Origin of the sequence: Streptomyces sp. NPDC088246, from assembly GCF_044741025.1 — a bacterium.
GTDB lineage: Bacteria > Actinomycetota > Actinomycetes > Streptomycetales > Streptomycetaceae > Streptomyces.
Genome location: NZ_JBIURV010000081.1, coordinates 1 through 23,111, shown reverse-complemented (window position 1 = coordinate 23,111; position 23,111 = coordinate 1). Strand labels below are relative to the sequence as shown.

The window sequence follows — 23,111 nt, the reverse complement described above, 5'->3', positions numbered from 1 at the left end:
CGATCCACGGATGCATGTCCGGTCAACGAACCAGCACCCCGGCAGTCACCGTGCCCGGGAGAGGAACTACTTGCACCCCTCAAGCAACGGCATTGGGACACCGGCTGCAAATGGCGGGCTCTGCCTGCGAATTTCCCGCCATGGAGGACCGTTTGGGGCTTCATGGCCCGCTGGGCCGCCTGCTGGGTGATCGGACAGATCCGAGACCATCTGTCAGGCCGGATCCGCCGTGAGATGGGCAAAGGCCCCCGGGCGGTTGCGACCGTGATCGACTCCCAGAGCGTCAGAGCGGCCGAAACGGGGTGCCGGTAAGAATGCTGTCACCAGCCGCAAACGGCGAGGGTCACGTGCGGCGACGTGCGGCGGGGTCGCGTTCGGCGACGTGTCGGGCGACCGAGTCGACGCCGGGGCGGGCGTATCGCTCCAGGGAGCGGACGGAGGCGTGGCGGGAGCGGGCCAGCAGCATCGGGGTGGAGGTGCCGTCCTCGGCGTCGTGTGTCAGGGCACTGTGACGTAGCCGGTGGAGTGTCCACCCGTCCAGGTCCTCGATGTCCTCGGGTGAGGCGAGGGGGTTGGCCAGCAGGCGGGTGTTCTCCTCGAAGATCTCTTCGGCCCGGCGGTAGGAGAGCCGGGCCCGGCCGGTCTCCGGGCACACGTCCAGCGTCGGCGTCCCGGCGGGGGCCTTGCGGTCGGTGAGGAACAGCGGGCCGCGGGTGCGGCGGGCGATGAGGCGGGGCAGGAGCTGGGCGGTGCCGGACTGCCGGTGAATCCACTCGGTCGCGCCGCCCTTGGCGGTGATCCTGCCGCGCTTGTCCTGCGGGTACAGGTCTTCCACGTTCAGGCACAACACCTCATCTGCCCGTGCGGCACTTTCGTAGAGGAGCTTCCAGAACGTCTTCTCTCTGAGCCCGACGTCCAGGCGCCACAGGGCGGCGATCTGGTTCTCGGCCAGGGACTTGGTGCGGTCCGGCGGCGCCGGCCGCCGCTCGATACCGATCGTCGGGTCCCCGACGATCCAGCCCTGGCGCTGCCACCAGCCGATCGCCTTGCGTGCGATGGACAGCTCCCGGTTGACGGTGTCGGCGTCCATCGCGTCCGCCCGCGCCGCCGCCAGTTCGGCCAGGACCTCCGGCAGCGTCGGGTCGTCGATCGCAGCGACGGGGAAGACGGGCGGCTTCGCGCCCCGGCGGGCGGGTCCGGTCGGCGCGGGTTCGCCGGCGAGCATCCACCCCCATGTCGTGAGCGAGATCCGGTAGATCCGTGCGGATTGCTTCGCGATGCCCGCACCGGTGAGGTACCGCTCGACCGCCGCCGTGTACGACGAGGGCGGGGCGGACAGTGGCACAACCCGGGCGCGCGGCACACGCAACGCGCCCTGGCTCCCGAGTTCGGTCACTGGTTCGATCGCCATGCCCGTCCCGCCCTTCCGGTCCTGCCGCAGTAAATGCGTACACCTCACCTGCGGCGGCCGGAGAGTCCGCCGCAGGTCGCGAAGATCACCGTAGGGGCTCTGCCGCAGTAAATCCGGCATTTACTGCGGCACGACACGGACGACCGGCCAGTGGCCGGAAGTCTGATAAGCCACGCGGAATCAAAGCGGAACAGCTGCTACCGCCATCCGCTGTACCGTCGGCCCTTGCGCCGGGGCCGACCCCGAGCATCACGCAGTGCTACATGTCCGTTCGTCGTAGGCGTACGAGAACAGGGGCGAATACGCGAGAAAGTCAGCAGATCGGACCACCATGATCGGGTCATTGGTTAAGGAGGCACTTGACTATAGATGTGTACCGACTCATAGTTAAGGACATGCCTAACTATGGCGGATCGCTGGATCGGGTGTTCCAGGCGCTGGCGGATGGAACGCGCCGGGCGATGGTGGAGCGCCTGATCCGCGGGCCGGTGTCGGTCAGCGAACTGGCCAGGCCACTGGAGATGTCGCTACCGGCGGTCATGCAGCACATCCAGGTGCTGGAAGCCTGCGGGCTGGTCAGATCCGAGAAGATCGGCCGCGTCCGCACCTGCCGCATCGAGCCGGACGTGCTGCGGACGGCCGAGGGCTGGCTTGCCGAGCAGCGCATGTCCTGGGAACGGCGCCTGGACCGGCTTGGCGACTACCTGCTCGTTGATCCCGGCACACCGGAGCAAGGGAGCTTGTGATGATCGACCGTTCTGTCACGCACGCCACGTTCACCCTCGAACGCCTCTACCCGGCCACGGCGGCCCGGGTGTTCGCCGCATGGGCCGACCCGAAGGCGAAGGCCCGCTGGTTCTCCACGCCCGACGCTGACCATGAGCTGGACTTCCGGGTCGGGGGCCGGGAGGCCAACCGCAGCCGTCCGGACAGCGGCCCATCGTTGACGTTCGAGTCGTTGTACCGCGACATCGTCCCGGACGAGCGCATCGTCTATACCTCTGTCCTGCACGTGGGGGAGGACCTCGCGGCGGCGTCGCTGACGACTGTGGCGTTCTGCCCGGCCGATGGGGGCACCCGACTGGTCCTCACCGAGCAGGGCACCTTCCTCGATGGCCGGGAGGAGCCCTCCTGGCGGGAGCTCGGCACCGGCGACTGGCTCGACGCGCTGGGCGTCGAGCTGGATGCGAAAGGGCACGAGTGAGCCCGCGGCCGTCCCCCTCGAAGTGGCGGGTGCTGGTGTTGCTGGGCACGGCGTTCTTCATGACCATCCTGGACGGCACCAGCCTGCTGACTGCCCTGCCGGCCATCGAGCGGGAGTTCCGGGCGCACGGCACCGCCGTCCAATGGGCGGTCACGGCCTACGCGCTGGCCTTTGCCGGCCTGCTGCTGTTGTGCGGCCGCGCCGCGGACCTGCTCGGCCGCCGCAGGGTCTTCCTGGCCGGAATGTCGCTGCGCGTGCTGGCCTCGCTGGGATGCGGGTTCGCCCCGTCGGTAGAGGCGCTGGTCGCAGCCCGCGCTTTGCAGGGTGTGTCGGCCGCCATCATCGCCCCCGCAGCCTTGTCCATGGTGATGAACGCCTTCGCCGAAGGCGCCGAGCGGAACAGGGCACTGGGAATCTGGGGCGGGATCGGAGGATTCGGTGCCACCGCCGGGCTGCTGCTGGGCGGCCTCATCACCGATACGCTCGGCTGGCAGTGGGTCTTCTGGATCAACGTCCCGGTCGGGGCGGTGGTGCTGGTCCTCGCGCCGGTGATGCTGATCGAGAGCCGGAACCAGGCGCGTGTCCGCTCCCTCGACCTGGCCGGGGCGTTGACGGTCACTTCGGCGCTCGTGCTGTTCGTCTACGCCATCACCAGCGTCCCTGACGTCGGGTGGTCCAGCCACCACGTCCTCGGGCCACTGGCGGGTGCGATGGCGCTGACCGGCTTGTTTGTCGTGATCGAACGGCGGTCCAAGGCGCCGCTGGTGCCGTTCGGGGTCCTGCGGTCGCGTTCCCTGGTCGGCGGCGACCTCCTGCTCCTCGTCACGGGCATGGCGGTCGACGGCATGCTCATCGTCCTCACCGCCCACGCACAGTCGGTGCTCGGCTGGTCGCCCGTGCGGTTCGGCCTCACGGCCGGAGTGATGACCGTGGCGGCCGTGGTCGGCGCTCTGGCCTGCCAGCGGGTTGTGACCAGGGTCGGCGTGCGTCCGGTCGCGACCGTCGGCACTGCCCTGCTCGGCGGAGCCTGCCTGCTGCTCACCCGGGTGGTGTCCGAGCACAGCTCACCGGAACTCCTGACTTTTGCCCTGCTGGTCTTCGGGGCGGGTATGGGCACCGCCACCGTCTGTGCGCAGATCGCCGCGTTCACTGGTGTCGCCGAACGGCACTCCGGTCTGGCCGCCGGACTCGCCGATACCTGCTTCGCCGTCGGCACCGCCCTCGGCGTAGCCATCGCCGGCAGCGTTGTCGCCGCGCACGCACCCACGCCTGGGACCGCCGCGCCGCAGACGCTGGTTCCCGGTCATCAGGCCGCGTTCGGCGTGGTCGGCCTCGTCGCGGCACTGGGCGCGGTCATCGCTCTGGCCATGCTCGGCAAGCGATCGGCACCGGTCACCAAGGAGACCGCGGCGCCTCCCGTTGACCAGATCGTGGCCGACCGCATTCCCGCCTGACCCATTGAGGAGCTTCCATGTCCGACCGTGACCCGGTTGCCGAGCTCGGCCCCTTCAGCGACTCCGGCGCCGACGCGACCCCCTGGCCGACCGCCCTGCGTGAGCTCCAGCGGGCGCGACTGTTCTGGCTGTCCACCGTCCGCCCCGACGGCCGGCCCCACGTGACACCTTTGCTGGCCGTCTGGACCGGCGGCGCCCTGTACTTCGCCACCGGCGACCAAGAGCGCAAGGCGCGTAACCTCCACGGCAACCACCACTGCGTCATGACAACCGGCACGAACGTCCTGGACGGTCTCGACATCACCATCGAGGGACGTGCCGAGTTGGTGCGCGACCCGACTGAACGCAGCACCACCGCCGACGCCTACGAGGGCAAGTACGGCGACCTGCTGACGAGCCCGGACGGCACCTGGCACGGCCTCGGTGACACCATCCGCTCCGGCAAGGTCCTGCTGTACCGCATCGGCCCGGAGGCCGGATTCGCCTTCGGAAAGGGCGAGGCGTACAGCCAGACCCGCTACCGCTTCCAGCACTGACCGTTGGATTTCACGGCCGCGTGTCAGGCGGCCGAGCACCGGCCACCATCGCAGAATGAGGATGTCGGGCTCGCTCTCGCGCATCCAGCACGACGTGCGCAGACCGCTCCGGCGGACCTGGCGGTTGGTCCAGAAGGCGGGTTGGACGCCGGACCGGTGGGACTCTCGGCCACTGTCCGGCAGGCGCCACCACGCGGGCGAGGTCAGCACGGTGACCCAGGCACGGGCCCGGGGCAGCCACGGTGTCGGGGTCGCGCCGTGGGAGACGCGGGCGCGGCCCGCGCGCAGTGCCGTACAGGCGCAGGTTCATGCGTTCTCCACGGTGGATCGCGTGGTCTGGTCGGCCGGGGCCCGGGGGCCCGGTACGGCGGCTGCGGCGAGGTCGAGGCGGGCGCCCATATCGAGGTTCACCTCACCGTATGGCCGGACATGGGACCAGAAGAGCGGGGTCAGGCCCCGCCGGTCAGCGGGCGTGAGCAGGTCCGCCCACTCCGGTTCGCCGAGGATGTCCTGGAGCATCAGAGTGTTCACGTAGACCAGGGCCGATTGCAGAATCCGTAGGCACAGCACGAACATCTCCTGCTCGTCGCGCCGGTTCGAGGCGATCTCGCCGCCCTTGCCGTAGGCGATCACACTGTTCGCGCCGTTGGAGGACTCCATCACGTTCAGGCCCTCCTCGATCTCCCGCTGAAGGTCCCGAAGCCGCAGGTAGCGAGCCACGAAGATGGTCTTCTGAGCACGGCCGACCTCCAGCATCGCCGCGTAGGTGGGGTGGGAGGCGTTGCGGGTGAAGGCCGCAGGATCGCCTCGGTGGACGCGGTCCGGGTCCGGATCGCGGTCGCGTACTTGATCATCTGGTCGTACTGCTGGGCGATGAGTTCCCAGCGGATGGGGCGGGTCAGCGCCGGAGTCAGCTGCGGGTAGGCGTCCGGTTCGCCGGCCACCGGCCGGTACAGCTTCACCTTGTTGATCCGCTTGATCCTCGGCAGCAGGTCGAAGTTCAGCAGCCTCGTGACGCCGAACCCGATTTCCGACTGGCCATGCGAGTCCGTGTAGTTGGCCTCCACGTCCGTGGTGGTGCCGTGCCGCATCGCGCCCTCGATCATCGCGGCGACCTCGGAGGCGGTGCAGTTGATCAGCTGGGAATGGATGGCCAGGGACTTCTTCTCCACATGCCAGCAGATGAGCACCCCGCGGCCGCCGTAGCGCGAGTGCCACTCCGTGAACAGATTCTGGTCGTAGGCGCGCACGTGCGTGGAGTCGGAGGCGACCGCGGTCGAGCCCTGGCCCCACAACTCGGCGCTGCGGGCGGCGAAGGTGGCGTTCGCAATCTGGACGGCGATGGCACGGGCCGACTCCGCCGACAGGTACCGGCGCCGCACGTAGCGAAGCTCGTCCTCGGTGTGGCCGTGGCCGCCGGACGCCACGGCCTTGATCCCGGTGTTCGTCCCGTACGCGTAGATGACCAGGAGTAGGCGCTCGGCGAGAACCTCCGGGGAGAGGCTGCCGCCGCCGGAGACGGAGGTGACCGCGTCCAGGCAGCCGGTCCGCAGCACCGCTTCCTTGAGCATGTCGACGAGCGGCACGATGCCCCACCGGCGCTGTACCTCGGCCTTGATCCTGTGCAGGTTGCGCGGCTCGGGCTGGGCCTCGGCCGCTGTGAGCCGGATCGCCCCGGACTTCCGCTCGGCGATGTCCAGCCAGGACAGCTTCGGCATCTGGTCGTTGAGCAGGGTCGGTTCGGCCGTCATCTGCTCGCGCAGCTCGTCGACGAACACCGCGGCGTCCAGCGGCTTGCGCAGCTCCCGGTAGTTCTCCTCCCGCCGGGCCTCGAAGTCCTGCGGCAGGTCCTCATCCGGGTGCGCCACTTGTCGGCGCCGACCACCCAGATCTCCTTGCACTTGAGCTGATCGCGCAGAGCCTGGAAGGCGACGACCTCGTAGACCATGCGCACCACCCGGCGACGGCCCCGCTTGTCGGTGCGGTGCACGACCTCCGCCCAGTCCCCGCCCATCGCCTTGTGGACCGGCACCGTCTCGCCCAGCGGGTAGTACGTCGTGTTCCCCGCGTTCGCGTACCGGGCCACCAGCGCCAGGGCCTCGATCACCGGCCGGTGCGTGTGGTTGGAGGAACGGAACTCCAGCACGTCCAGCAGCTTGATCAGCCCGCGCCGGTAGTGGTTGGTGTACGACGCCTTCAGCGTCGTCTGCACCGTCCGTCGGTAGACCGGCCCGCGGGTCTTGAACTCGTACACCAGCTCCCGCAGCGTCGCCTCGCCCCCGGACACCGCCGGGAACACGACCTGCCGTACGGTCCCCTCCGGGGGTCGAGCGACGCCTCGGCGAGCTTGAAGAGGATGTTCTCCTTGCCCGACACCTTCTTGAACGCGTTGATCAGCTGCTCGGTGACCTTCTTCTCCGCCCTCGCCCCGATCCGGTGCACCGTAGAGATCAGCAGCTCTACCAGTGTGTCGGTGATCTCCCGTTCCCGCTCGTGCAGCAAGGCGGCCAGCAAGGTCACCCGTAGCGGTACCGGGTGCGTCCGCAGGCGGGAAGGCGATTCCGCGGGCTCGGGCAGACGCTGCGCGACTGCGGCCTGAAGGAGCACGAAGAGGGCGGCATCTACAGCACCATGACGAACGGCAACGACCTCCGGCTCGAAGTCGGCGTGCGGCGCTGGGGAGCATGGGTCGGGGTGATCGAGGTGCAGTACAGATCCTGACCCGCAAGGACAGCGCCCGCCCCATGCCCGGGAGTGGTCACCAGAAGGCCTGCTCAGCCCCCCCGCGGCGCCCACCGACGTCGAGGCTGGCTTTGCAGGTGAGTACTGGTTCTGGCCCAAGCTTCCTCGGTCCGCGCCCCGAACACGCCATCCACACTCGACGCCTAACCGTGAGCATTCAACGCACCCTGCAGACTCCGCACGGCCTCCCCGAGCGTACCGAGGCGCGGAACAGGCTTCGCGACAGAAGAGCGTGCCGCCTCGGCGGTCCGACGGCACCGGTTCGAGGTGCGTCTCGCATCGGCGTTCCGCCGGCCCAGCGGAGACGGACGGTTCACCGGTTCAGGTATTCGCCTGCCGGACCTGGTACGGCTCGGGCAAGGTCGTGGGTGAGCTGGCCGGGTCCGCGACGGGGGCTGAGCTTGCGGTGCGCCGCCGCCGGGCCGGTCCGAGTGTCACCGGTGGTCCAACCGGTGGGGGAGGAGTTCGTCATGTGGGACACCGAGGAGTTCGGCAGAGAGCATGAGGGGCGGGCGGCCCGGGGTTCTGCTGGCCGATGGCACGGAGCCGGGCCCTGTGTATTTCGATGCCGGGAGCGGGCCGACGGTGCACCGGAGCGTTGACTGGTGGGTCTACGACGGCACGCTCGGCGCCCCGCTCACCACCGAACTGCGCGGTGCGTGCTCCTGTGGCTGGCGCGGCAGCACCCGCTACCCGCTCGACTGGGAGACCGTCGACCGTCGGCGCCCGTACCTGGCCGACACCAGCGGACCGGAAGGCGACTGGGACAGCCACATCACCGAGGTACGAGCCCGCACGATGCCCGTGCCCGCGGACCTCACCGCCCTCCTCGATCAGGTTGGGACGCGCCTCACTGCTCTGGTTGCCGATGAACCGCTGGCTGCACTCCGGGCCGTCGCCGCCCTGGAACGCCTTACCGAGCGGGTGGCGACCGACGCCGCGTTCAGCCTCGACACCGTGGACGGGACGCGGTGGGACACCGGCGCTCAGGCGCTCGGGATCAGCGAACAGGCCGCCCGCTCCCGCCTGACCCGCTACGCCCTCCGCCGCTGATCCTGGAGATCGGGCCGGCCAGCCCGGGTGCCGGCCGGCCCGAACTCCCGTATGGGGTTGCTGCATTCATGCGGCGGTGACGGGGCGACGGCGGGTATCCGCGTACACCGTGCCCTGACTCTCCCCGGCCGCCCGCTCGTGACCGCAGGCGGCGCCTGTCACACGGTGGCTGGCTGGGGCACTTCGAGGGCGTCGGCCACCTTGCGCGCCATCTCCGCGATGCGGGGAGGGAGGTAGCTGTCCCGGGCGTCGACGTCGTCGCACTGCTTGGCGCGCAGTCCGTGAAGGCACGCCTCCGTGAACAGCTTCTGCGGGTCGTCCTCAGGCCGCTGCGCCGCCTCGGCATGCCTGGTTGTGTACGTGAGTTGCGGTTCTGGCAGACGTTCCGTGAAAGATCTAGCCGGCTTTCGCCAGCAGGAGGCGCGCGCGTCATGTGAGCTGCGCGGACCACGCGTCACAAGGGACCGGTGATGCCAGACCCAGGATCGCTCACGGAATGTGTGCCAGAACCGCTTCTGCGGCAGGACGTCTCCCGCCGCGTTGGCCCGGCGCTCCAGCTGCCGTTAGCTCAGATCTGCCCACACACGTAACTGCCGTATTGCTGCCACGAACTGGGCGGGGTCCGTCACATCGGGCGGCGGGGGTAAACCGTCGTCTGCCTTCGCACCCCTGAGATGGCTGTTGCAAATGGTGAGTCTGCGGTAACAGACGAGGCCATTGCTGGTCTCCGCCAGCTGTGTGAAAGTCTGACCCGATGCATGCTGATCTTGTCGACTGGCCGTCGATCGCCGCCGACGACTTCCCCCTCCCCGATGACATGCCCGCTTCGCAGCTCGTCGGCGAGTTGTTGGCCATGCTGGTCTCGCCAGACCCTGAGATCCGTGACGACTACGCCTACACCGCTGCTTCCCGCTGGATCACGGGAGGACATTTCGACGAAATCCTGGAGGCGCTCGGCGACACCGCCGCCAGCCGATTCACCCACCCCGAGGTTCAGGCCCGGACCTTCGCACCGCTGATTCTCTGCTCCGTTCTGACGCGCGGACACGCCGTCCCCGGCCTCATACCGGAGGAGGCTGCGGAACGCTGGTACGCCGGATTCTCGGCCTGGTATCCGGCCGAGCAGGACACTCGCGGCTGGGACGACTCCCTGGGCTGGCTGCACGCCGTCGCACACGGCGCCGACGCTACTGCTGTGTTCGCGAAGGCCCTGCCCGACCGCCGCACTGAACTCCTTGAACTGTGTGCCCGCAGGATGACAGCCGCGCAAGTCGACTACCGTTACGCGCAATTGGAGGAGGCGCGGCTTGCCCGTGCGCTCACGCGTATCCTCCAGGCTCCCGGCCTGAAGCGCGAGCAGGCTACCGGCTGGCTGACCGTGGTTGCGCAGGCCCTGGACGGCGGGGGTCCCGGGCCCCTTCCGATTTGGGCGTTCAACACCTTTGCCACCCTCCAGTCCCTCCATCTGCACCTGGCTCGAGGCCTCGCCGACGAAGGCGTCCCGCCGCATGCCGAGGCTGTAGCCGCCCGTACCGCCGATCTCCTCCGCCTGCCCTACTACTGGCTCGCCTGACACGAGGCAGCTCCAGCGTCACGGACCCTTCCCTGGCTGCACATGACCTTCGACGTTGTTGTGCCAGGTCAGTCGGCGGTAGCCGATGAGGCTGCGGCGATGCCGATGAAAGCGAGGACGGCTTCGCGCAGCACACCGACCGTGCGTATGTCATGGGTGGCGGCTTCCTCGTCTTCGCCCGCGGATTCCTCTGGCTGACCCAAGTGCGTACCGACTCCGCCCTCTGGTGCACGCTTGCCGGTGCCTGCGTGCATGCGGGCGGTCCGGTCGCCGCGATGACCCTCGGCAATGAACTCGCTCTCGGCGCGGCCCCGCCGGAGCGCGCGGCCCCGGCCGCGACAGTGCTTGAGTCGGGCCAGGAGCTGGGCGGAGCCCTGGGCATGGCGATCCTCGGCTCCATCGGCGCGGCGGTCTACAGCCGGGACATGGCCGACGCCCTGCCGCCCGGTGTGCCACACGCCGACGCGGTACGAGAAACCCTGGGCGGCGCGACAGCGGTGGCGGACCGACTTCCGGCCAGAACGGCGGACACCGTGCTGACGGCCGCGCGCGACGCATTCACCCACGGGATGGGCCTCGCTGCGGTCGGCACGGCCGTCGTCATGGCCGGAGCGAGCCTCTTCTCACTCTCACTGCTGAGGGGCGCGGGCAAGACGAAGGGCTCGACAGAGCCGTCCGCCGAATCGAAGCCTGCGGCGCTCGTCCAGATCATCTACATGATCGATTTCAAGGGATCGGCTGCACGCATGGGCCGAGGGAGTCCAAAGCCCCTTTTGTGACAGCGGACTTGGAATCCCTCGCCACCGCGCTGTATGTGAAGACCGACGACCTGCTGAATGACTCACCACATCTCGCACCGCGGAGGCCTGCCGTAGGGATCGCGCCGCAGCTCGCCGAGGAGCTGGTCACACTGGTGATGATGCAGATCATGCTCGGCTTCACCTCCGAGGCCAAATGGCCCGACACGCCCGCGCTGGGCGGCCCGGCGGTCATGGCCGTTGCGCCGATCCACCGGCCGCGTCAACGCGTGGATCGGGCGCCCGGACGGAACCTCCGTCCGGGCGCCCGATCCGTGGTGATCAGTGGCGCAGGTCGAGACGGTGCACGCCGCCGTCGACGGTGCCGACGTAGAGCGTGCGGCCGTCGGGGCTCGCGGCCAGTTTGGTGGTGTCGGTGTTCTGCAGACCGGTTGAGATGTTGTGCCAGCTCAGACCGTGGTCGGTGCTGCGCAGTACGCCGCGGCCGCCTTGCAGGAGGCCGCTGGCCCCGGACCTGGTCGTGGCCGCGTAGAGCGTGTCCTTGACCCGGAGCAGGTCGGAGACATGGATCGCGAGAGCGCCGGTGTCCGCGGTGCGGAAGGTCCGGCCGCCGTCGGTGCTGACGCGGACGCTCTCGCCGCCGACGACGAGACGCCGTCCGTCGAGGTCGATCGCGGTCACCGGGCCATCAGCGACTTTGGTGACGGTCACCCCGCCGTCGTCGGACCGGTAGAGGCCGGCGGTGTTGCCGAGCCACAGGCGCAGCGGATTTGCGGGGTCGCCCGCGATGGTGTCGAAGGAGCGCTCGTGGTAGAGGTTCTTCCACGTCGCGCCGCCGTCACTGGTGGCGAACAGCCCCTGGCCCAAAAGGCTTCGGAAGCTGACCATGACCCGGTTCGGGTCGGCGGGGTGGACCAGGAGCGCCGTCGGCACCTCCGCCGAACTGCCCCTCTTCTCCCAGGTGGCACCGCCGTCGCCGCTGCGCTCGACGGTGAATGAGCCGAACGCGGTGCGCCGCACCTTCCAGATCACCTTCGGATCCTTGGCCGACACGGCAAGTTGCGGGACAGTCACGCCCCTCATGCCCTCGCCGCCCGACCGGCCCCATTCCGGGCTCGCGACGGGAAGGGCGGTGCGGTAGACCGAGCTGTCGGTGGCGGCGAGCAGGTGGCCGTCACTGACAGCGAGATCGTTGACGGTCAGTCCCTGGACGCCGATCCGCCGATATCCGGTGCCGTCCGCGGCACCCCGGTAGAGACCGTCCTGCTCGCTGGAGACGGTGACGGAACCGTCGGCCCAACGGTCGTAGTCCATCGGTAGCGCTGCGCGCGACGGCGCGGCGACCGTGGTCCACGTCCGACCGTGGTCGCGGCTGAGACGGCCGCTGCCGGACAGCGTGCTCAGGTACAGGTCGTCACCCGAGATGGTCAGGCGGAGGCCGCCGTCCGTCATGGACAGCAGGGTGGTCCAGGTCTTCCCGCCGTCACGGGAACCGACAACTCCCCGGCCCGGGACATACACCGCCACGACCGAGGAGTCGGCGGCCAGCCCGCCGACGCCCCCGCCGGACGGGGCGAAGAGCAGGCGTGCCTCGCCGGGGTTGCCCGAGCCGATGCCGGAGCGGGCCCAGACACCGTGATACGTCGTCATGTAGAGGGTGTCACCGGTGACGGCGGCGGCGGTGATGGCGCCGGTCACACCGGTCGGATACGTCGTCCAGTGGTCACCCGCGTCCGTGCTGACCAGCAGTGCGTCCGAGGTGACCGCGACGAGGGTGCGGGTCCGTTCATCGGCGGCGAGCGCCGCGATGCGGGTGTCCGGGACGTCGAGCGTGCGCCAGGTCCGCCCGTTGTCATCGGTGCGCAGGATGGCGCCCCGGCGACTGCCGTCGTGAACGCTGTTCACGGCGTACCACCAGCGGTCGGGATTCTTCGCGTCCACCACGAGCGGACCCGTGCCGTCCGCGACGGGCAGTCGGCCCAACTGGCGCCAGGAGGCACCGTTGTCGGTGGTCAGCCAGGGAGCCGCCTTCTGGTACTGGGTGAGGACGGCCTGCTTCGGCCGGCTCGGCGAGAGGGCGACCGAACCGGCCTCGCTGTTGGGGCCGACCGGCTCCCAGCGGTCCCCGCGGCTGTCGACCGGGGTGACCTCGAAGGCGCCGGCTCCGGTGAGCCGCTGCCCGGTGCCGGCGGTGCCGTGTACCGAGACCCGGTAGGCGCCGGCCACGCTGCCGGTCACCTCGGCCCGGTAGTAGCCGCTGGCGGGATCGAGCGTGGAAGTGACGTCGACGGCCTTGCCGCGCGGCGGGGTGACGGTGACGACCGGCGGTGCGGCCAGCCGGGTCGGCGGGGCGATGTGCACGGTCGAGTGACCGTCGCTCGGGTCGGGTGCGGCTTGGACGGCCAGATACCGGACGGCGAGCAGGTAGGGCACCCCGATCGCCGGTCCCCGGTCGGGCGTCGCCGTGAGACGGCCGCTGATCTCGGTGTCGGCCGCCGGCCGGGCGACGCGCAGCGAGACCGTGACGGTCGCGGTCCCCCCGGCCGGTACGGTGACCCGCTTCGCCGAGACCGTGGCCGGACCGTCGGTCCGCAGTGAGGTCGCGACCGGCCGCTTGCCGGAGTTCCGCAGCGTCACCTTCGCGATGCCGCCGACGTGACGCCGGGACAGATCGGCGAGTCCGAACGACACCGACGCAGGCGAGGCGCTGACCGTGGCCGAGGCGGCCGCAGCCACATCGAGCCGGCCCGAGCCCTGCGTTGTGGGCCCGGTGTCGCTCAGCGGCTTCGCGGTGCCGACCAACGCGGCCTTGATCTCGGCAGGCGCCCGGCCGGGATACAGCTGGCGCAGCAGGGCCGCGGCGCCGGCGACGTGCGGGGCTGCCATCGACGTGCCCGACATGCGGTACTGGCCGGGCCCGTACAGAGACTTGGGCACAGTGGAGCGGATCTCCACGCCCGGTGCGACCAGATCGGGCTTCAGACCGAAGCCCTGTGTGGGACCGCGTGAGGAGAACGAGGCGATCCGGTCGGTCGTGTCGGTGCCCCGCAGCGTCACCGAGACCTTCCCGGCGGCGAGCCGGGAGCTCAGCTCCGTGTACTGGGTCGAGTCGATGCCCATGACCACCAGGTGGTCCATGCGCAGCGAGTCGCCGGAGGCATCGATCCGCGCGGGCGATGACGGCACCTGGGCCACTCCAGGCTCAGGGTTCACCTCCGGCGGCCGGACCTCGCCCGGTGCTCCGGCGACGAACACCGGGCCGTCGTTGGAGGGCAGGCCGGCCAGCACGGCGATCGCGCCGCGCTTCTCCGCCTCCTGCGCCCATTCCACGGCGCTCGCCGTCAGGTACCGGGCGTCGGAGGCGATGAGCATCTGCGCCCGTACGATCTTTCCGCGTACGTCGCCGACCCGCTTCCAGTCCTCGGAGGTGCCCTCGCCGACATCGACGAGCGGCGCCGTGACGGGGTGCTCCGGCGGGTTCGCGGACAGGATGCCGCGGTAGGTCTGGATCAACTCGGGTTTCCTGCCGGCCAGATAGGCGCTGGGCAGCCGCAGATTGCTTGTCGACGCGCCGACCGCGACCACGCCGTCGGCCGTTGCGGGGCTGCTGACCGTACCCGTGCCCGGTCCGTCGTTGCCGGCCGCGGCGACCACGACCACACCGGCTTGTACGGCCGCGGTCGCGGCGCGGCCCAGCGGGTCGGTGCCGTCGTCGGGGCTGCCGAGGCTCATGTTGATGACATCGGCGCGGTGCGGGTTGGCCGGATCGGAGGCCGCCTCGATTCCGGCGATGATGTCCGACGTGTAGCCGGAGCCGTCGGCGTCCATCACCTTGTAGGCCAGCAGATTCGCGCCGGGAGCCACGCCGGTGACGCCGCCCTTCTCAGCCGCCTTGCCCGCGATGATGCCGGCGACGTGGGTGCCGTGGCCGTTGTCGTCCATCGGGTCCTCGTCACCGTTGACGAAGTCGTGCCCGCCTACGACCTTGTGCCCCTTGCCGAGTCCGCCGCCCAGGTCGGGGTGGGTGTAGTCCACGCCGCTGTCCAGGATCGCGACGGTGGTCCCCTTGCCGGTGACGCGGCTTCCGGCCGGGTCCTTGCGCTGCCAGACGCCGGGTGCGCCGATCAGCGGCACGCTCACGTCCGTCTTCGTCAGCACCCGGGTGTCGGGGCGGACGGCGGTGACGCCCGGCAGCGAGGACAGCCGCCCCACCTCGGACGCGGGCACCGTCATTGCCACGGCATCGATGAGCAGACCCAGTTTGCGGGTCGCCGAAAGGTGCAGCCCGGCGCTCTTCGCCGAGCCGAGGAACGTCTCCTGCCGCGCGTCGAGCGCGCGGCGGGCGGCGCCGACGCCGCGGGCGGCCTCGGCGGACAGCAGCGATCCACCGGGCGCGGCGGTGACCGCTGGGTTCCCGGACAGTTCGACGAGCACTCGTTGCGACGGGTCGGGCGTGGACGCGTTGGCGGCACCCGGTATCGCCGCCAACGTGCCGGCGAGAACAACGGCGGCGAGGGCGGCATGACGCGATCTTCGTGACTTCATTGCCATGCGTAAAAGTCCTAGTGGTGACAGCACTTGCCGCACAACTGATCTTCGTGGCCCATTGCTGCCGCTGGCACAATTGGGCCACCATCCGTCCATGACTCCCGAGACACCGCAACTCACGGCGGCAGGCATCGATCCGTTCGACGAGAGCGTCTACCGCGCCGTCCTGACCCGGCGGACGGCAGCGCCTGCCGAACTCACCGCGGATCTCGACTGTTCGGCCGAGCGCGTTGCCAGGGCGCTGGACCGGCTCCGCGACCACGGGCTGGTCGGCCGGCTCGCCGGCTCCCGCCGCCGGTACGCCGCGATCGAGCCGGGCGCCGCCGTCGAGGCGCTGGTGCGGGCCAGAAGCAATGAGCTGGAGCGGGTCCGTTCGGCGGCCGACGAGCTGTCCCGGCTGTTCGCCGCCGCGCGCACCGGCGCGACCTATGAGGACGAGGTGGAGATCACCACCGGCAGCGAGGCGCTCGGCCGCTGGTTCGTCCGCCTTCAGCAGGAGGCCCACGAGGACGTGATGACCCTGGACCGGCCGCCGTACGCCCTGACCACCTCCAACCCGGTGGAGGCGACGGCACTCGGCCGCGGCGTACGGTACCGCGCGGTCTACGCCCCCGAGGCCCTGGAATGGCCGGGCGTCCTCGACGACATCCGCGAGCTGGTCCGGCAGGGCGAACAGGCCCGCGTCCTGCCCGGCCTGGGCATCAAACTCGCCATCGCCGACCGCAAGCTCGCCCTGATGCCGCTCTCCCTCGACCTCAACGACGTCCGCGCCGCGGTGATCCGCCCGTCCACCCTGCTCGATGCCCTCACCGGCTACTGGGAGATGTGCTGGAAGCAGGCCCTGCCCCTCAACGCCCCGGCCGAGGACCCCCTCGGCGAGGAGGACCGACTCGTCCTCACCCTCCTGGTCAGCGGCCTCAAGGACGAGGCGATAGCCCGCCAGCTCGGCTGGTCCGTCCGCACCATGCGCCGCCGCATCAGCCGCCTGCACGACCTCCTTGGCGCCGCCAACCGCTTCCAGGCCGGAGTGATCGCGGCCCGCCGCGGCTGGTTGTGAGACAGCACGCCGGCGGCAGGTGGGGCGGCAATGAGTGGATCTGGTGTCGGCGCGCGTTCCATGCCTGCACAATTCGCGCAGGACGGCGGCCACCAGGTCGGCCTCGTCCGCCTCGAGCGCTGACCGCTGGCACACCCTGCGCACATGGGGCTCTCCTTCGCAGACCCCACGCCCGTTTCCACCGCGCGGGCACTGCGCACCCGAAGCCTCCGGTCGAGGTCAGCGAGATGTCAGGAGTCGTACTCGCTCCGGGCATCGTTCGCCTGACGTACTTCGCCGACGACAGAGGGCGCCGAGCATGGCGGACCGAGCGACGGGCGGCCCGCCACCCGCGGACCACTACGCATAGTCAACAAAGCACCTCTGCTTGGCTTCACCCCTACCCTGGACGCGAGCAACCGTGGCTCGGCGCAGAGTCAGGACTGGAGCGCAGGCCACTTCACCGTGATCAGGCGTGGGTTTCCCGGCCGGAGTCATTCGTCTCCTCCAGTGAGAGGAAGCCAACGGACCGGTAGAACGCTCTGCTTCGCGTGCAGCCGCGATCCGGGTGCGCCGCTCCCGGCGTCCTGACCTGGAGCGACCGGCAGCAGTCCGCTCCTGCGTTCGTCGAGGGAGGTGGCCGAACCCAGGAGAGGTCCTTGCGCGGCAATGTGCACATCGTTTCGTACTGGCGTAACGACCCATCTGGGGCTTGCTCGTCCCACGAGTCCGGCTGACGGTCGAAGGCGACATGGCCCAGTCGTTCGTAGAGCGCCCGGGCCCGGGGGTTGTTCTCCTCCACGCCGAGCTCGGCCTGCCACAGACCGCGGTTCCTGATGCGTTGCTCCGCTGCGTTGCTCCGCTGCGTCGACGAGGGGTGCCGATCCCACAGGACTGCAATGCGGGATGGACCGCAAGCTGCCACAGAGTGCCGACATTCTCCTTGACGCGGTAGTCGATCCCACCCTTCGCCACGGGAATACCGGTTGCAGAGCAATCCGCAAGGTGGTCGACCGCTCCGAGCCGGGCGCGCTCCAACTGCTCCGCGACGCAGCCCAAGTGCTGTTCAGGCCCTGACCACCCGCGCGACGTCAGGTCCGCATGCACCAGATCGCGCGCAGACACCTTCAACACAACATCCAACATCCCCACCGCCTCCGGCAGCCGGCATCCAGACCGGTCACCAGGGAACCAACGCCATTTCTCATCTGCGCTCCTGGCTGGTCACGACGCCAGGCCCAATGGCATACACCCCCTTGGCCGCTGGGTGTGTGTCTAAAGTGGATCAAGTAGTGGCTGGCTCGGCGGATCACGGGGCAACGCGTAGTCTCAGGCCCTGATCGCTGCGCTTGGAGAACTCGTATGAGCTTGAATCCGGTACCCATCGACCGTGAGGCGGCCGCCGGAGCTGTCCTGCTGACCGGCATCCCTGGGAGTGGGAAGTCCACGGTGGCTGCTGCGCTGGCCGGCCGGCTCCGGATGTCGGCCCATATTGAGGTGGACGCACTCCAGTTGATGATCGTCAGCGGTGGGCAATGGCCCTCGTCGGCCGAAAACGCGGAAGCAGACCGGCAGATCTTCCTGCGGGCTCGCAACGCGTGCCTTCTGGCGGAAAGCTTCGCGCGGGCGAGTTTCATCCCCGTACTCGATGATGTTGTGGTCCGCCATGCCCACCTTGACTTCTATCGCACGACGCTGGCGGCAGTGCCGCTCCACATCGTCATCCTGGCTCCCGGACCGGCGGTCGCGTGGCAGCGCAACCAGGCGCGGGAGAAGGTCTTGACCACGGACTGGTCGCCCCTGGATGAGGCGATGCGCTCCGAGCTCGGGCAGCAGGGAACCTGGATCGACAACAGTGCGCTGACGGTTGAAGAGACAGTCGAGGCGATCCTGTCCGTGACCGGTCTGGCGTCCGTTCCCGAAGGCGATCAACCTCTGCAGTGATCGCCAGGTGGCGCGTGGAGATCTGACGGATACCCAGTGGGCCCGGTTGGCGCCGTTGTTGCCCGGGGGCAAGAAGCTGGGACGTTCCACCGATATGGATGAGGCGGCAGCTGATCGACGACATACGGTTTCGGACCCGCACTGGCGTCCCGTGGCGGGGCGTCCCGGAGCGGTACAGCCCCTGGGGCCGGGTCTAACATTCGTTCCGCCGGTGGCAACGGGACGGTACCTGGCAGAGGATCTTCATCGAACTGCAGGCCCGGGCGGATGCCATGGAACTCATCAGCTGGGACATCGACGTCGGCTCCACCGTGTGCTGAGGCTCACCAGCACGCCGCCGGAGCGCGGAAAAAAGGGGTCTTCAGAAGGAGCCGCCCGGCGGCGTCGGCACCGAGCCGGACGACCACGGCCTCGGACGCTCTCGCGGGCACCAGGCGCCGTCCGACAGCGGGGTGGCCCCGCTGATCGTGGGCCGGGCGGTCTCCTCGGCTGTCACCCTGGCCGCAGCAGGGCTGATGTACCGCAAGCTCGGATCCGGGCGCCCCGCCTACGCGATGTCGGCAGCCGCAGGTGTGCTGGACTCCGTGGCGAACCTGCTGTTCCTGCTCGCTGCCCACAGCGGGGGCCTCGCCGTCGTCGCCGTGATCAAGGCCCTCTACCCGGCCGGCACCGTCCTGCTCGCCCGCAGTGTGCTCCCCGAACGCATCCACCGCGGCCGGCTCGTCGGCGTGGGTACCGCCGCCGTCGCGGTCAGCCTCCTCGCCCCTACTTGAGCAAGCCGCGCCACCCACCACGCCACCGCTTCGCAAGGAGACCAGCATGTTCGTCCAGCCCTGGGACACCGGCCTGGACGAAGCCGAATGGCAGACCTGGGTCGCCGAAGGACACGACTTCGCAATCCTGAGCGTCAACGCCCTGCACGGCCACCCGCCCATCGCCGTACCCACCCACTTCACCAGCGGCGGACCCCGCCTCGTGGTCCACCTCGCCCGGCCCGACCCGGTCTGGAAGGCGATCGAGCACGACCCCAACGTCGTCCTCACCGTCACCGGCGACTACGCCTTCATCCCCGGCCCCTGGCGCGCCAAGGCCAGCACCCCGCCCGCCGACGGCGTCCCCACCAGCTACTACACGGCCTTCCAGTTCACCTGCCGCGCCCACATCGTCGACGACCCCGAGGACAAGGCCGAACTACTGCGCCGCCGGCTCGCCCACTTCCAGCCCGACGGCGACCACGCCCCCGTCGCCGTCGACCAGCCCCCTACGGCCGGATATTGCCCGGCATCCGCTGCCTGAGCCCGGAAGTCACCGAAGTACTGGCCAAGTTCACATACGACGACCACAAGCCCGTCGGGCACCGCACCGCCGTCGCCGGCCACCTCACCGCACGCGGCCAGGGCCTCGACGCCCCCACCGCACGCCAGCAGCGCCGCCGCTTGGATCGCAATCTACGAGTCGCGCCTGGAGCTCGCATGCCTCCTGATGCAACATCACTCAAACTAGTTCGGGTTGCGGTTCCGGTTGCCGCGCTGGTGCGACCTTCGGTTCCCACAGTTTGGTGGTCCGTACATAGCAGTGGACCACTGAGGTCATGGCCAGAATGAGAAGTGGTCCAGCCACCCACGGATGTTTGGCCATCTCCATCGGCAGATAGCGATATGACACCAAGAGCGCAGCGAAGACCGTTGCACCGTAGATGACCAGCTGGATTCCTGACCGGTCCCAGCCACGTTCGAGCGAGCGCAGAGCTGCCTCGATCGTGAGCGTGAACACCACGCCGGCGACGATGTCCACGCCGTAGTGGTAGCCGAAGCCCAGCGTTGCGCCGAGCGTGGCAATCAGCCAGAACGCGCCTGCGAATTGCAGAATCCGTGGGCCCTTGCGGGAATGAATGAAGATCGCGGTAGCCCACGCCGTGTGCAGACTGGGCATGCAATTGCGCGGGGTGATCTCGTCGAAGAGCATCGGGTGCGGGACATTGACCGGCGGCGGCGTGTCCGGCCACAGGTTGGCCACCGCCCAGTGTCCGCCGTCGGTGCCGTAGGCGAAGATCGGTCCGACCACCGGGTAGATCATGTAGATGCCGGGCCCGAGGAGGCCGATGACCAGGAAGGTGCGCACCAGATGATGGCCCGGGAAGCGGCGCTCGACCGCCACGTTACGCAGCTGGTACAGCGCGACAATGACCGCGGCCACCGCAAGCTGAGTGTAGACGTAGTCGAGAAAATGGGCGCCGATCGGGCCGGTGGCCGTGACAATCCGGCCTACCAGCCACGACGGGTTGCCCAGCGCGTGATCGGCGGTTGCCACGTACTGGTCGAGCACCGCCGGGCGGGTCTTCGACGTGATGAGTAGCCAGGTATCGCCAGTCTTGCGGCCGGCCACCAGCAGCAGGCCCAGCCCGACGCCCTTCAGCAGCAGGACACGTTCCTTGCCTGTGCGGCGCGTGACAGCGATGGCCGCATAGCCCAAAATCACCCACAACGCGCCGTTGCCGAAGGAGTGGCCGTCGGTCACCTTGACGTCGGCCGCCCACCGCACCAGCAAGAAGGTGACGTCGATGCCGATCGCGACACCAGCCGCGATGAACCGTTGCCGCCAGGTGAGCACCACCATCATCAACGCCATACTGGCGTACAGGAGGAAACCCGATTTGGGGGCGAATACGACCTCTTGTGCCTGGGTGGTGATCGGCCCCGGCAGGCCGTAGCGACGGGCGGCGATCTCCAGCGCGATGAGGAAACCGAGGGCCGCCACTGCCGCCGTGGCCCACAGCATCGCCCGTGGTTGACGCCACGAGGCGAACGCAACTCTACAGTTTATTCGCGAAAACACCCGCGATGCGATAGTTATCAATTTTTTGGCCGATTTGTTAGATGTTGGTTAAGTAGGTCACTCTTCGTGCCGGATGGCACGATTTTCTGGTGAAGGCCGGGCGATGAGGGCGATCGCCATGAATTCGATCATGTTATCGGAGCGGTGCGGATGGGTTCGCTGGTTACGGGTGATGCGAAGGTCAGTCGATTCCGGCTCGCTGGTCCAGCGTCTCGGGAATGACCATGAAACCCTCGATGCCCGGTGGGCATCGAGGGTTTCATGGGTTACCCGGTGGCTCGAAAGCATGTGCAAAGGGCCGTGAACTGGCAGTCTGGGCGGGGGCGTTGGCATACCGCCAACACGCCGAATGCAGCGATCGGTTCTCCCTTGGTGACGAAGCCTGGGACAACGGTCACGTCGACTGGGGCCGTCGGCATGTTCGTCCTCGGCCACAACGCCCAGTTGTCCGGCCCCGACGGGCAGCGGCTGTGCGTCGTCGACCGGCCACTGCATCGCGACCAGTTCCTCGTGGTCCCCCTCGCGCGGACGAGGGCTTCAACGCATCTCTTCCTTTCCCTCTCTCCAGGCCGGGACGTCGGCCTACTCCGCGGCGGTGCCCGCTCCCGGGCTGGTGTGGGTGCCCCGCGGGTGTCACTGGCCCGGTCGTTCCGTGATCCAGCGCGCGGCGAGCAGGCCGGATAGTGCGGTGAGGGCGGCAGCGGTGAGGACGGTCGTCTGCAGGCCGAGTGCGTCGGCGAGGACGCCTGCGGCGAGGGCTCCGGTCGCGTAGCCGAGGTCGCGCCAGAATCGGTAGGTGCCCAGCGCGTTCGCCCGCCAGGCGGGTTGGGCGTGGTCGGAGACGGAGGCGATGAGCGCTGGGTAGACCATCGCGGTGCCCAGCCCAAGGGCTGCGGCGGAGAGGACGCCCGCGAGGAGGGGACGGTCGAGGATCGCCAACGCCGTGAGGAGACCGCCGGCTTGGACGAGCATGCCCGTGACGATGAGCGGTTTACGGCCGATCCGGTCTGCCAGGTGGCCTGCGGGTATCTGTCCCATGCCCCACAGGAGCGGATAGAGCCCCTTGATCAAGCCGATGGCCGCGATGCCGAGCCCGTGGTCGGCGAAGAGCAGTGGGAAGACGCCCCAGGTGAGGCCGTCGTTGAGGTTGTTGACGAGGCCGGCCTGGCTCGTGCCGCGCAAGGAGCGGTTGCGCCACGATGTGCACGCGAACACTGCTGCGAATGACGGGTTCCGTTCCTTGGGGGCCTGGGTGGATGGCGTCCGGGACAGTTCGAGGGCCGACCGATGGGACATGGAGCGCCAGGTTCGGCTCGTTGCCGGTTCGATCGTCCTCGCCACCGGGGTGATGGGCCTCTTCGTTCCTGGCGCGGCACCTCATCGGAACCGCGGTCGGCGCCGGTCTGACGTACGCGGCTCTGAGCAACTCCTGTGCCATGGGCGTCCTGCTGTCCAAGCTCCCCTACAACCGCGGACCGCGCACCGATATCCGCAGCGTGATCGCGGAACTGCAGGGCACGTCATGACCGCCCTGGTCATCGCGGAGTCGCTGTTCGTCGGAGTCAGCCTCGGCATTCTCGGCGGCGGAGGCTCGATCCTGACCGTGCCGATCCTCGTCTACCTGGTCGGGCAGGGCACCAAGGAGGCCATCGCCACTTCTCTGTTCGTCGTCGGTGTGACCAGCATGTTTGCCTTGATCCCCCACGCGCACGCCCACCGGGTGCGGTGGAAGACCGGCCTGCTCTTCGGCGCCTTGCCTTCAGCATGGCCGGCGCCTACGGCGGCCGGGTCGCCGAGTACTTCCCCGGCACCGCGCTCCTCGTCGCGTTCGCCCTGATGATGCTCGCCACGGCAGTGGCGATGCTCCGCAAGCCGCGCCGGCACGCCGAGGCAAAGCCCCGGCACCGTGACCTCCCCCCTTTAGAGGGCGTTCGATAGGGGAACCCCCTATCTGTCCGATCTGCGCTGCGGCGAGACGGACTTGTTTCCGTGATCTCGTAGCGCGACACCTGGGTCA

17 protein-coding genes and 6 pseudogenes are annotated in these 23,111 nt (G+C 69.1%); 15 read left to right on the top strand and 8 right to left on the bottom strand.

Annotation, left to right across the window (positions count from 1 at the left end):
- Window positions 1-96: 96 nt before the first annotated feature.
- Window positions 97-300 (top strand): annotated as a pseudogene (locus tag ACIPEK_RS43395) (transposase); the annotation flags it as partial.
- A gap of 43 nt (window positions 301-343) precedes the next feature.
- On the opposite strand, the gene ACIPEK_RS43390 reads toward ACIPEK_RS43395, so the two are convergent.
- On the bottom strand, window positions 344-1,411 hold the full coding sequence (locus tag ACIPEK_RS43390) for a tyrosine-type recombinase/integrase (protein WP_402008014.1): 1,068 nt from the start codon (window positions 1,409-1,411) through the stop codon (window positions 344-346).
- 395 nt (window positions 1,412-1,806) lie between these two features.
- Here ACIPEK_RS43390 and ACIPEK_RS43385 point away from each other — a divergent pair, with 395 nt between their 5' ends.
- From ACIPEK_RS43385 to ACIPEK_RS43370, 4 genes are read left to right on the top strand one after another with little or no spacing between them, the layout of a single operon-like run.
- A complete protein-coding gene (locus ACIPEK_RS43385) occupies window positions 1,807-2,157 on the top strand; it encodes an ArsR/SmtB family transcription factor (protein ID WP_402008012.1) in 351 nt (116 codons plus the stop codon).
- Window positions 2,157-2,615: an SRPBCC family protein gene (locus tag ACIPEK_RS43380; RefSeq protein WP_402008010.1), complete on the top strand. Its 459-nt coding sequence runs from the start codon at window positions 2,157-2,159 to the stop codon at window positions 2,613-2,615. The genes ACIPEK_RS43385 and ACIPEK_RS43380 overlap by 1 nt, the downstream gene beginning before the upstream one ends.
- On the top strand, window positions 2,612-4,069 hold the full coding sequence (locus ACIPEK_RS43375) for an MFS transporter (protein WP_402008008.1): 1,458 nt from the start codon (window positions 2,612-2,614) through the stop codon (window positions 4,067-4,069). Before ACIPEK_RS43380 ends, ACIPEK_RS43375 begins: the two co-directional genes overlap by 4 nt.
- Window positions 4,070-4,086: 17 nt before the next feature.
- A complete protein-coding gene (locus ACIPEK_RS43370; RefSeq protein ID WP_402008006.1) occupies window positions 4,087-4,605 on the top strand; it encodes a pyridoxamine 5'-phosphate oxidase family protein in 519 nt (172 codons plus the stop codon).
- Between the two features lie 306 nt (window positions 4,606-4,911).
- Here the strand turns inward: ACIPEK_RS43370 and ACIPEK_RS43365 are convergent, their stop codons facing one another.
- From ACIPEK_RS43365 to ACIPEK_RS43355, 3 genes are all read right to left on the bottom strand, one after another.
- The gene (locus ACIPEK_RS43365) at window positions 4,912-5,361 is read right to left on the bottom strand and encodes a Tn3 family transposase (protein WP_402008004.1); all 450 of its coding nucleotides are present in this window, start codon (window positions 5,359-5,361) and stop codon (window positions 4,912-4,914) included.
- Window positions 5,271-6,176: a Tn3 family transposase gene (locus tag ACIPEK_RS43360; RefSeq protein ID WP_402008016.1), complete on the bottom strand. Its 906-nt coding sequence runs from the start codon at window positions 6,174-6,176 to the stop codon at window positions 5,271-5,273. The genes ACIPEK_RS43365 and ACIPEK_RS43360 overlap by 91 nt, the downstream gene beginning before the upstream one ends.
- Window positions 6,177-6,352: 176 nt before the next feature.
- A complete protein-coding gene (locus ACIPEK_RS43355) occupies window positions 6,353-6,904 on the bottom strand; it encodes a hypothetical protein (protein WP_402008002.1) in 552 nt (183 codons plus the stop codon).
- Between the two features lie 236 nt (window positions 6,905-7,140).
- On the opposite strand from ACIPEK_RS43355, the gene ACIPEK_RS43350 reads away from it, so the two are divergent.
- From ACIPEK_RS43350 to ACIPEK_RS43335, 4 genes are all read left to right on the top strand, one after another.
- A complete protein-coding gene (locus ACIPEK_RS43350) occupies window positions 7,141-7,326 on the top strand; it encodes a hypothetical protein (RefSeq protein WP_402008000.1) in 186 nt (61 codons plus the stop codon).
- Window positions 7,327-7,932: 606 nt separating this feature from the next.
- Window positions 7,933-8,400, top strand: coding sequence for a hypothetical protein (locus ACIPEK_RS43345; protein ID WP_402007998.1), 468 nt, complete (start codon window positions 7,933-7,935; stop codon window positions 8,398-8,400).
- Between the two features lie 754 nt (window positions 8,401-9,154).
- The gene (locus ACIPEK_RS43340; RefSeq protein WP_402007996.1) at window positions 9,155-9,973 is read left to right on the top strand and encodes a DUF2785 domain-containing protein; all 819 of its coding nucleotides are present in this window, start codon (window positions 9,155-9,157) and stop codon (window positions 9,971-9,973) included.
- Between the two features lie 152 nt (window positions 9,974-10,125).
- The gene (locus ACIPEK_RS43335) at window positions 10,126-10,752 is read left to right on the top strand and encodes a hypothetical protein (protein WP_402007994.1); all 627 of its coding nucleotides are present in this window, start codon (window positions 10,126-10,128) and stop codon (window positions 10,750-10,752) included.
- Window positions 10,753-11,052: 300 nt separating this feature from the next.
- On the opposite strand, the gene ACIPEK_RS43330 is transcribed toward ACIPEK_RS43335, so the two are convergent.
- A complete protein-coding gene (locus ACIPEK_RS43330) occupies window positions 11,053-15,276 on the bottom strand; it encodes a S8 family serine peptidase (RefSeq protein ID WP_402007992.1) in 4,224 nt (1,407 codons plus the stop codon).
- A gap of 97 nt (window positions 15,277-15,373) precedes the next feature.
- Between ACIPEK_RS43330 and ACIPEK_RS43325 the strand changes: the two genes are divergently transcribed.
- Window positions 15,374-16,336 carry a helix-turn-helix domain-containing protein gene (locus tag ACIPEK_RS43325; protein WP_383079598.1) on the top strand — a complete coding sequence of 321 codons (963 nt, stop codon included), beginning with the start codon at window positions 15,374-15,376 and terminating at the stop codon, window positions 16,334-16,336.
- A 628-nt stretch (window positions 16,337-16,964) separates the two neighbouring features.
- Here the strand turns inward: ACIPEK_RS43325 and ACIPEK_RS43320 are convergent.
- Window positions 16,965-17,461 (bottom strand): annotated as a pseudogene (locus ACIPEK_RS43320) (GNAT family N-acetyltransferase); the annotation flags it as partial.
- A 216-nt stretch (window positions 17,462-17,677) separates the two neighbouring features.
- Here ACIPEK_RS43320 and ACIPEK_RS43315 point away from each other — a divergent pair.
- The 3 genes and pseudogenes from ACIPEK_RS43315 to ACIPEK_RS43305 all read left to right on the top strand — a co-directional run.
- Complete coding sequence (locus ACIPEK_RS43315) at window positions 17,678-18,259, top strand: AAA family ATPase (protein ID WP_402007990.1); 582 nt, start codon at window positions 17,678-17,680, stop codon at window positions 18,257-18,259.
- 428 nt (window positions 18,260-18,687) lie between these two features.
- A pseudogene (locus ACIPEK_RS43310) lies at window positions 18,688-19,032 on the top strand (EamA family transporter); the annotation flags it as partial.
- Window positions 19,033-19,078: 46 nt separating this feature from the next.
- Window positions 19,079-19,704, top strand: a pseudogene (locus tag ACIPEK_RS43305) (FMN-binding negative transcriptional regulator); the annotation flags it as partial.
- 49 nt (window positions 19,705-19,753) lie between these two features.
- On the opposite strand, the gene ACIPEK_RS43300 reads toward ACIPEK_RS43305, so the two are convergent.
- Both ACIPEK_RS43300 and ACIPEK_RS43295 read right to left on the bottom strand, forming a co-directional pair.
- The gene (locus tag ACIPEK_RS43300; protein WP_402007988.1) at window positions 19,754-21,037 is read right to left on the bottom strand and encodes a phosphatase PAP2 family protein; all 1,284 of its coding nucleotides are present in this window, start codon (window positions 21,035-21,037) and stop codon (window positions 19,754-19,756) included.
- Window positions 21,038-21,727: 690 nt separating this feature from the next.
- Entirely contained in the window at window positions 21,728-22,390 is a 663-nt protein-coding gene (locus tag ACIPEK_RS43295) for an MFS transporter (protein WP_402007986.1), read from the bottom strand.
- Here ACIPEK_RS43295 and ACIPEK_RS43290 point away from each other — a divergent pair.
- Both ACIPEK_RS43290 and ACIPEK_RS43285 read left to right on the top strand, forming a co-directional pair.
- A pseudogene (locus tag ACIPEK_RS43290) lies at window positions 22,380-22,620 on the top strand (DUF2892 domain-containing protein); the annotation flags it as partial. The gene ACIPEK_RS43295 and the pseudogene ACIPEK_RS43290 overlap by 11 nt on opposite strands.
- A pseudogene (locus ACIPEK_RS43285) lies at window positions 22,617-23,011 on the top strand (sulfite exporter TauE/SafE family protein); the annotation flags it as partial. The pseudogenes ACIPEK_RS43290 and ACIPEK_RS43285, both read left to right, overlap by 4 nt.
- Window positions 23,012-23,111: the final 100 nt, after the last annotated feature.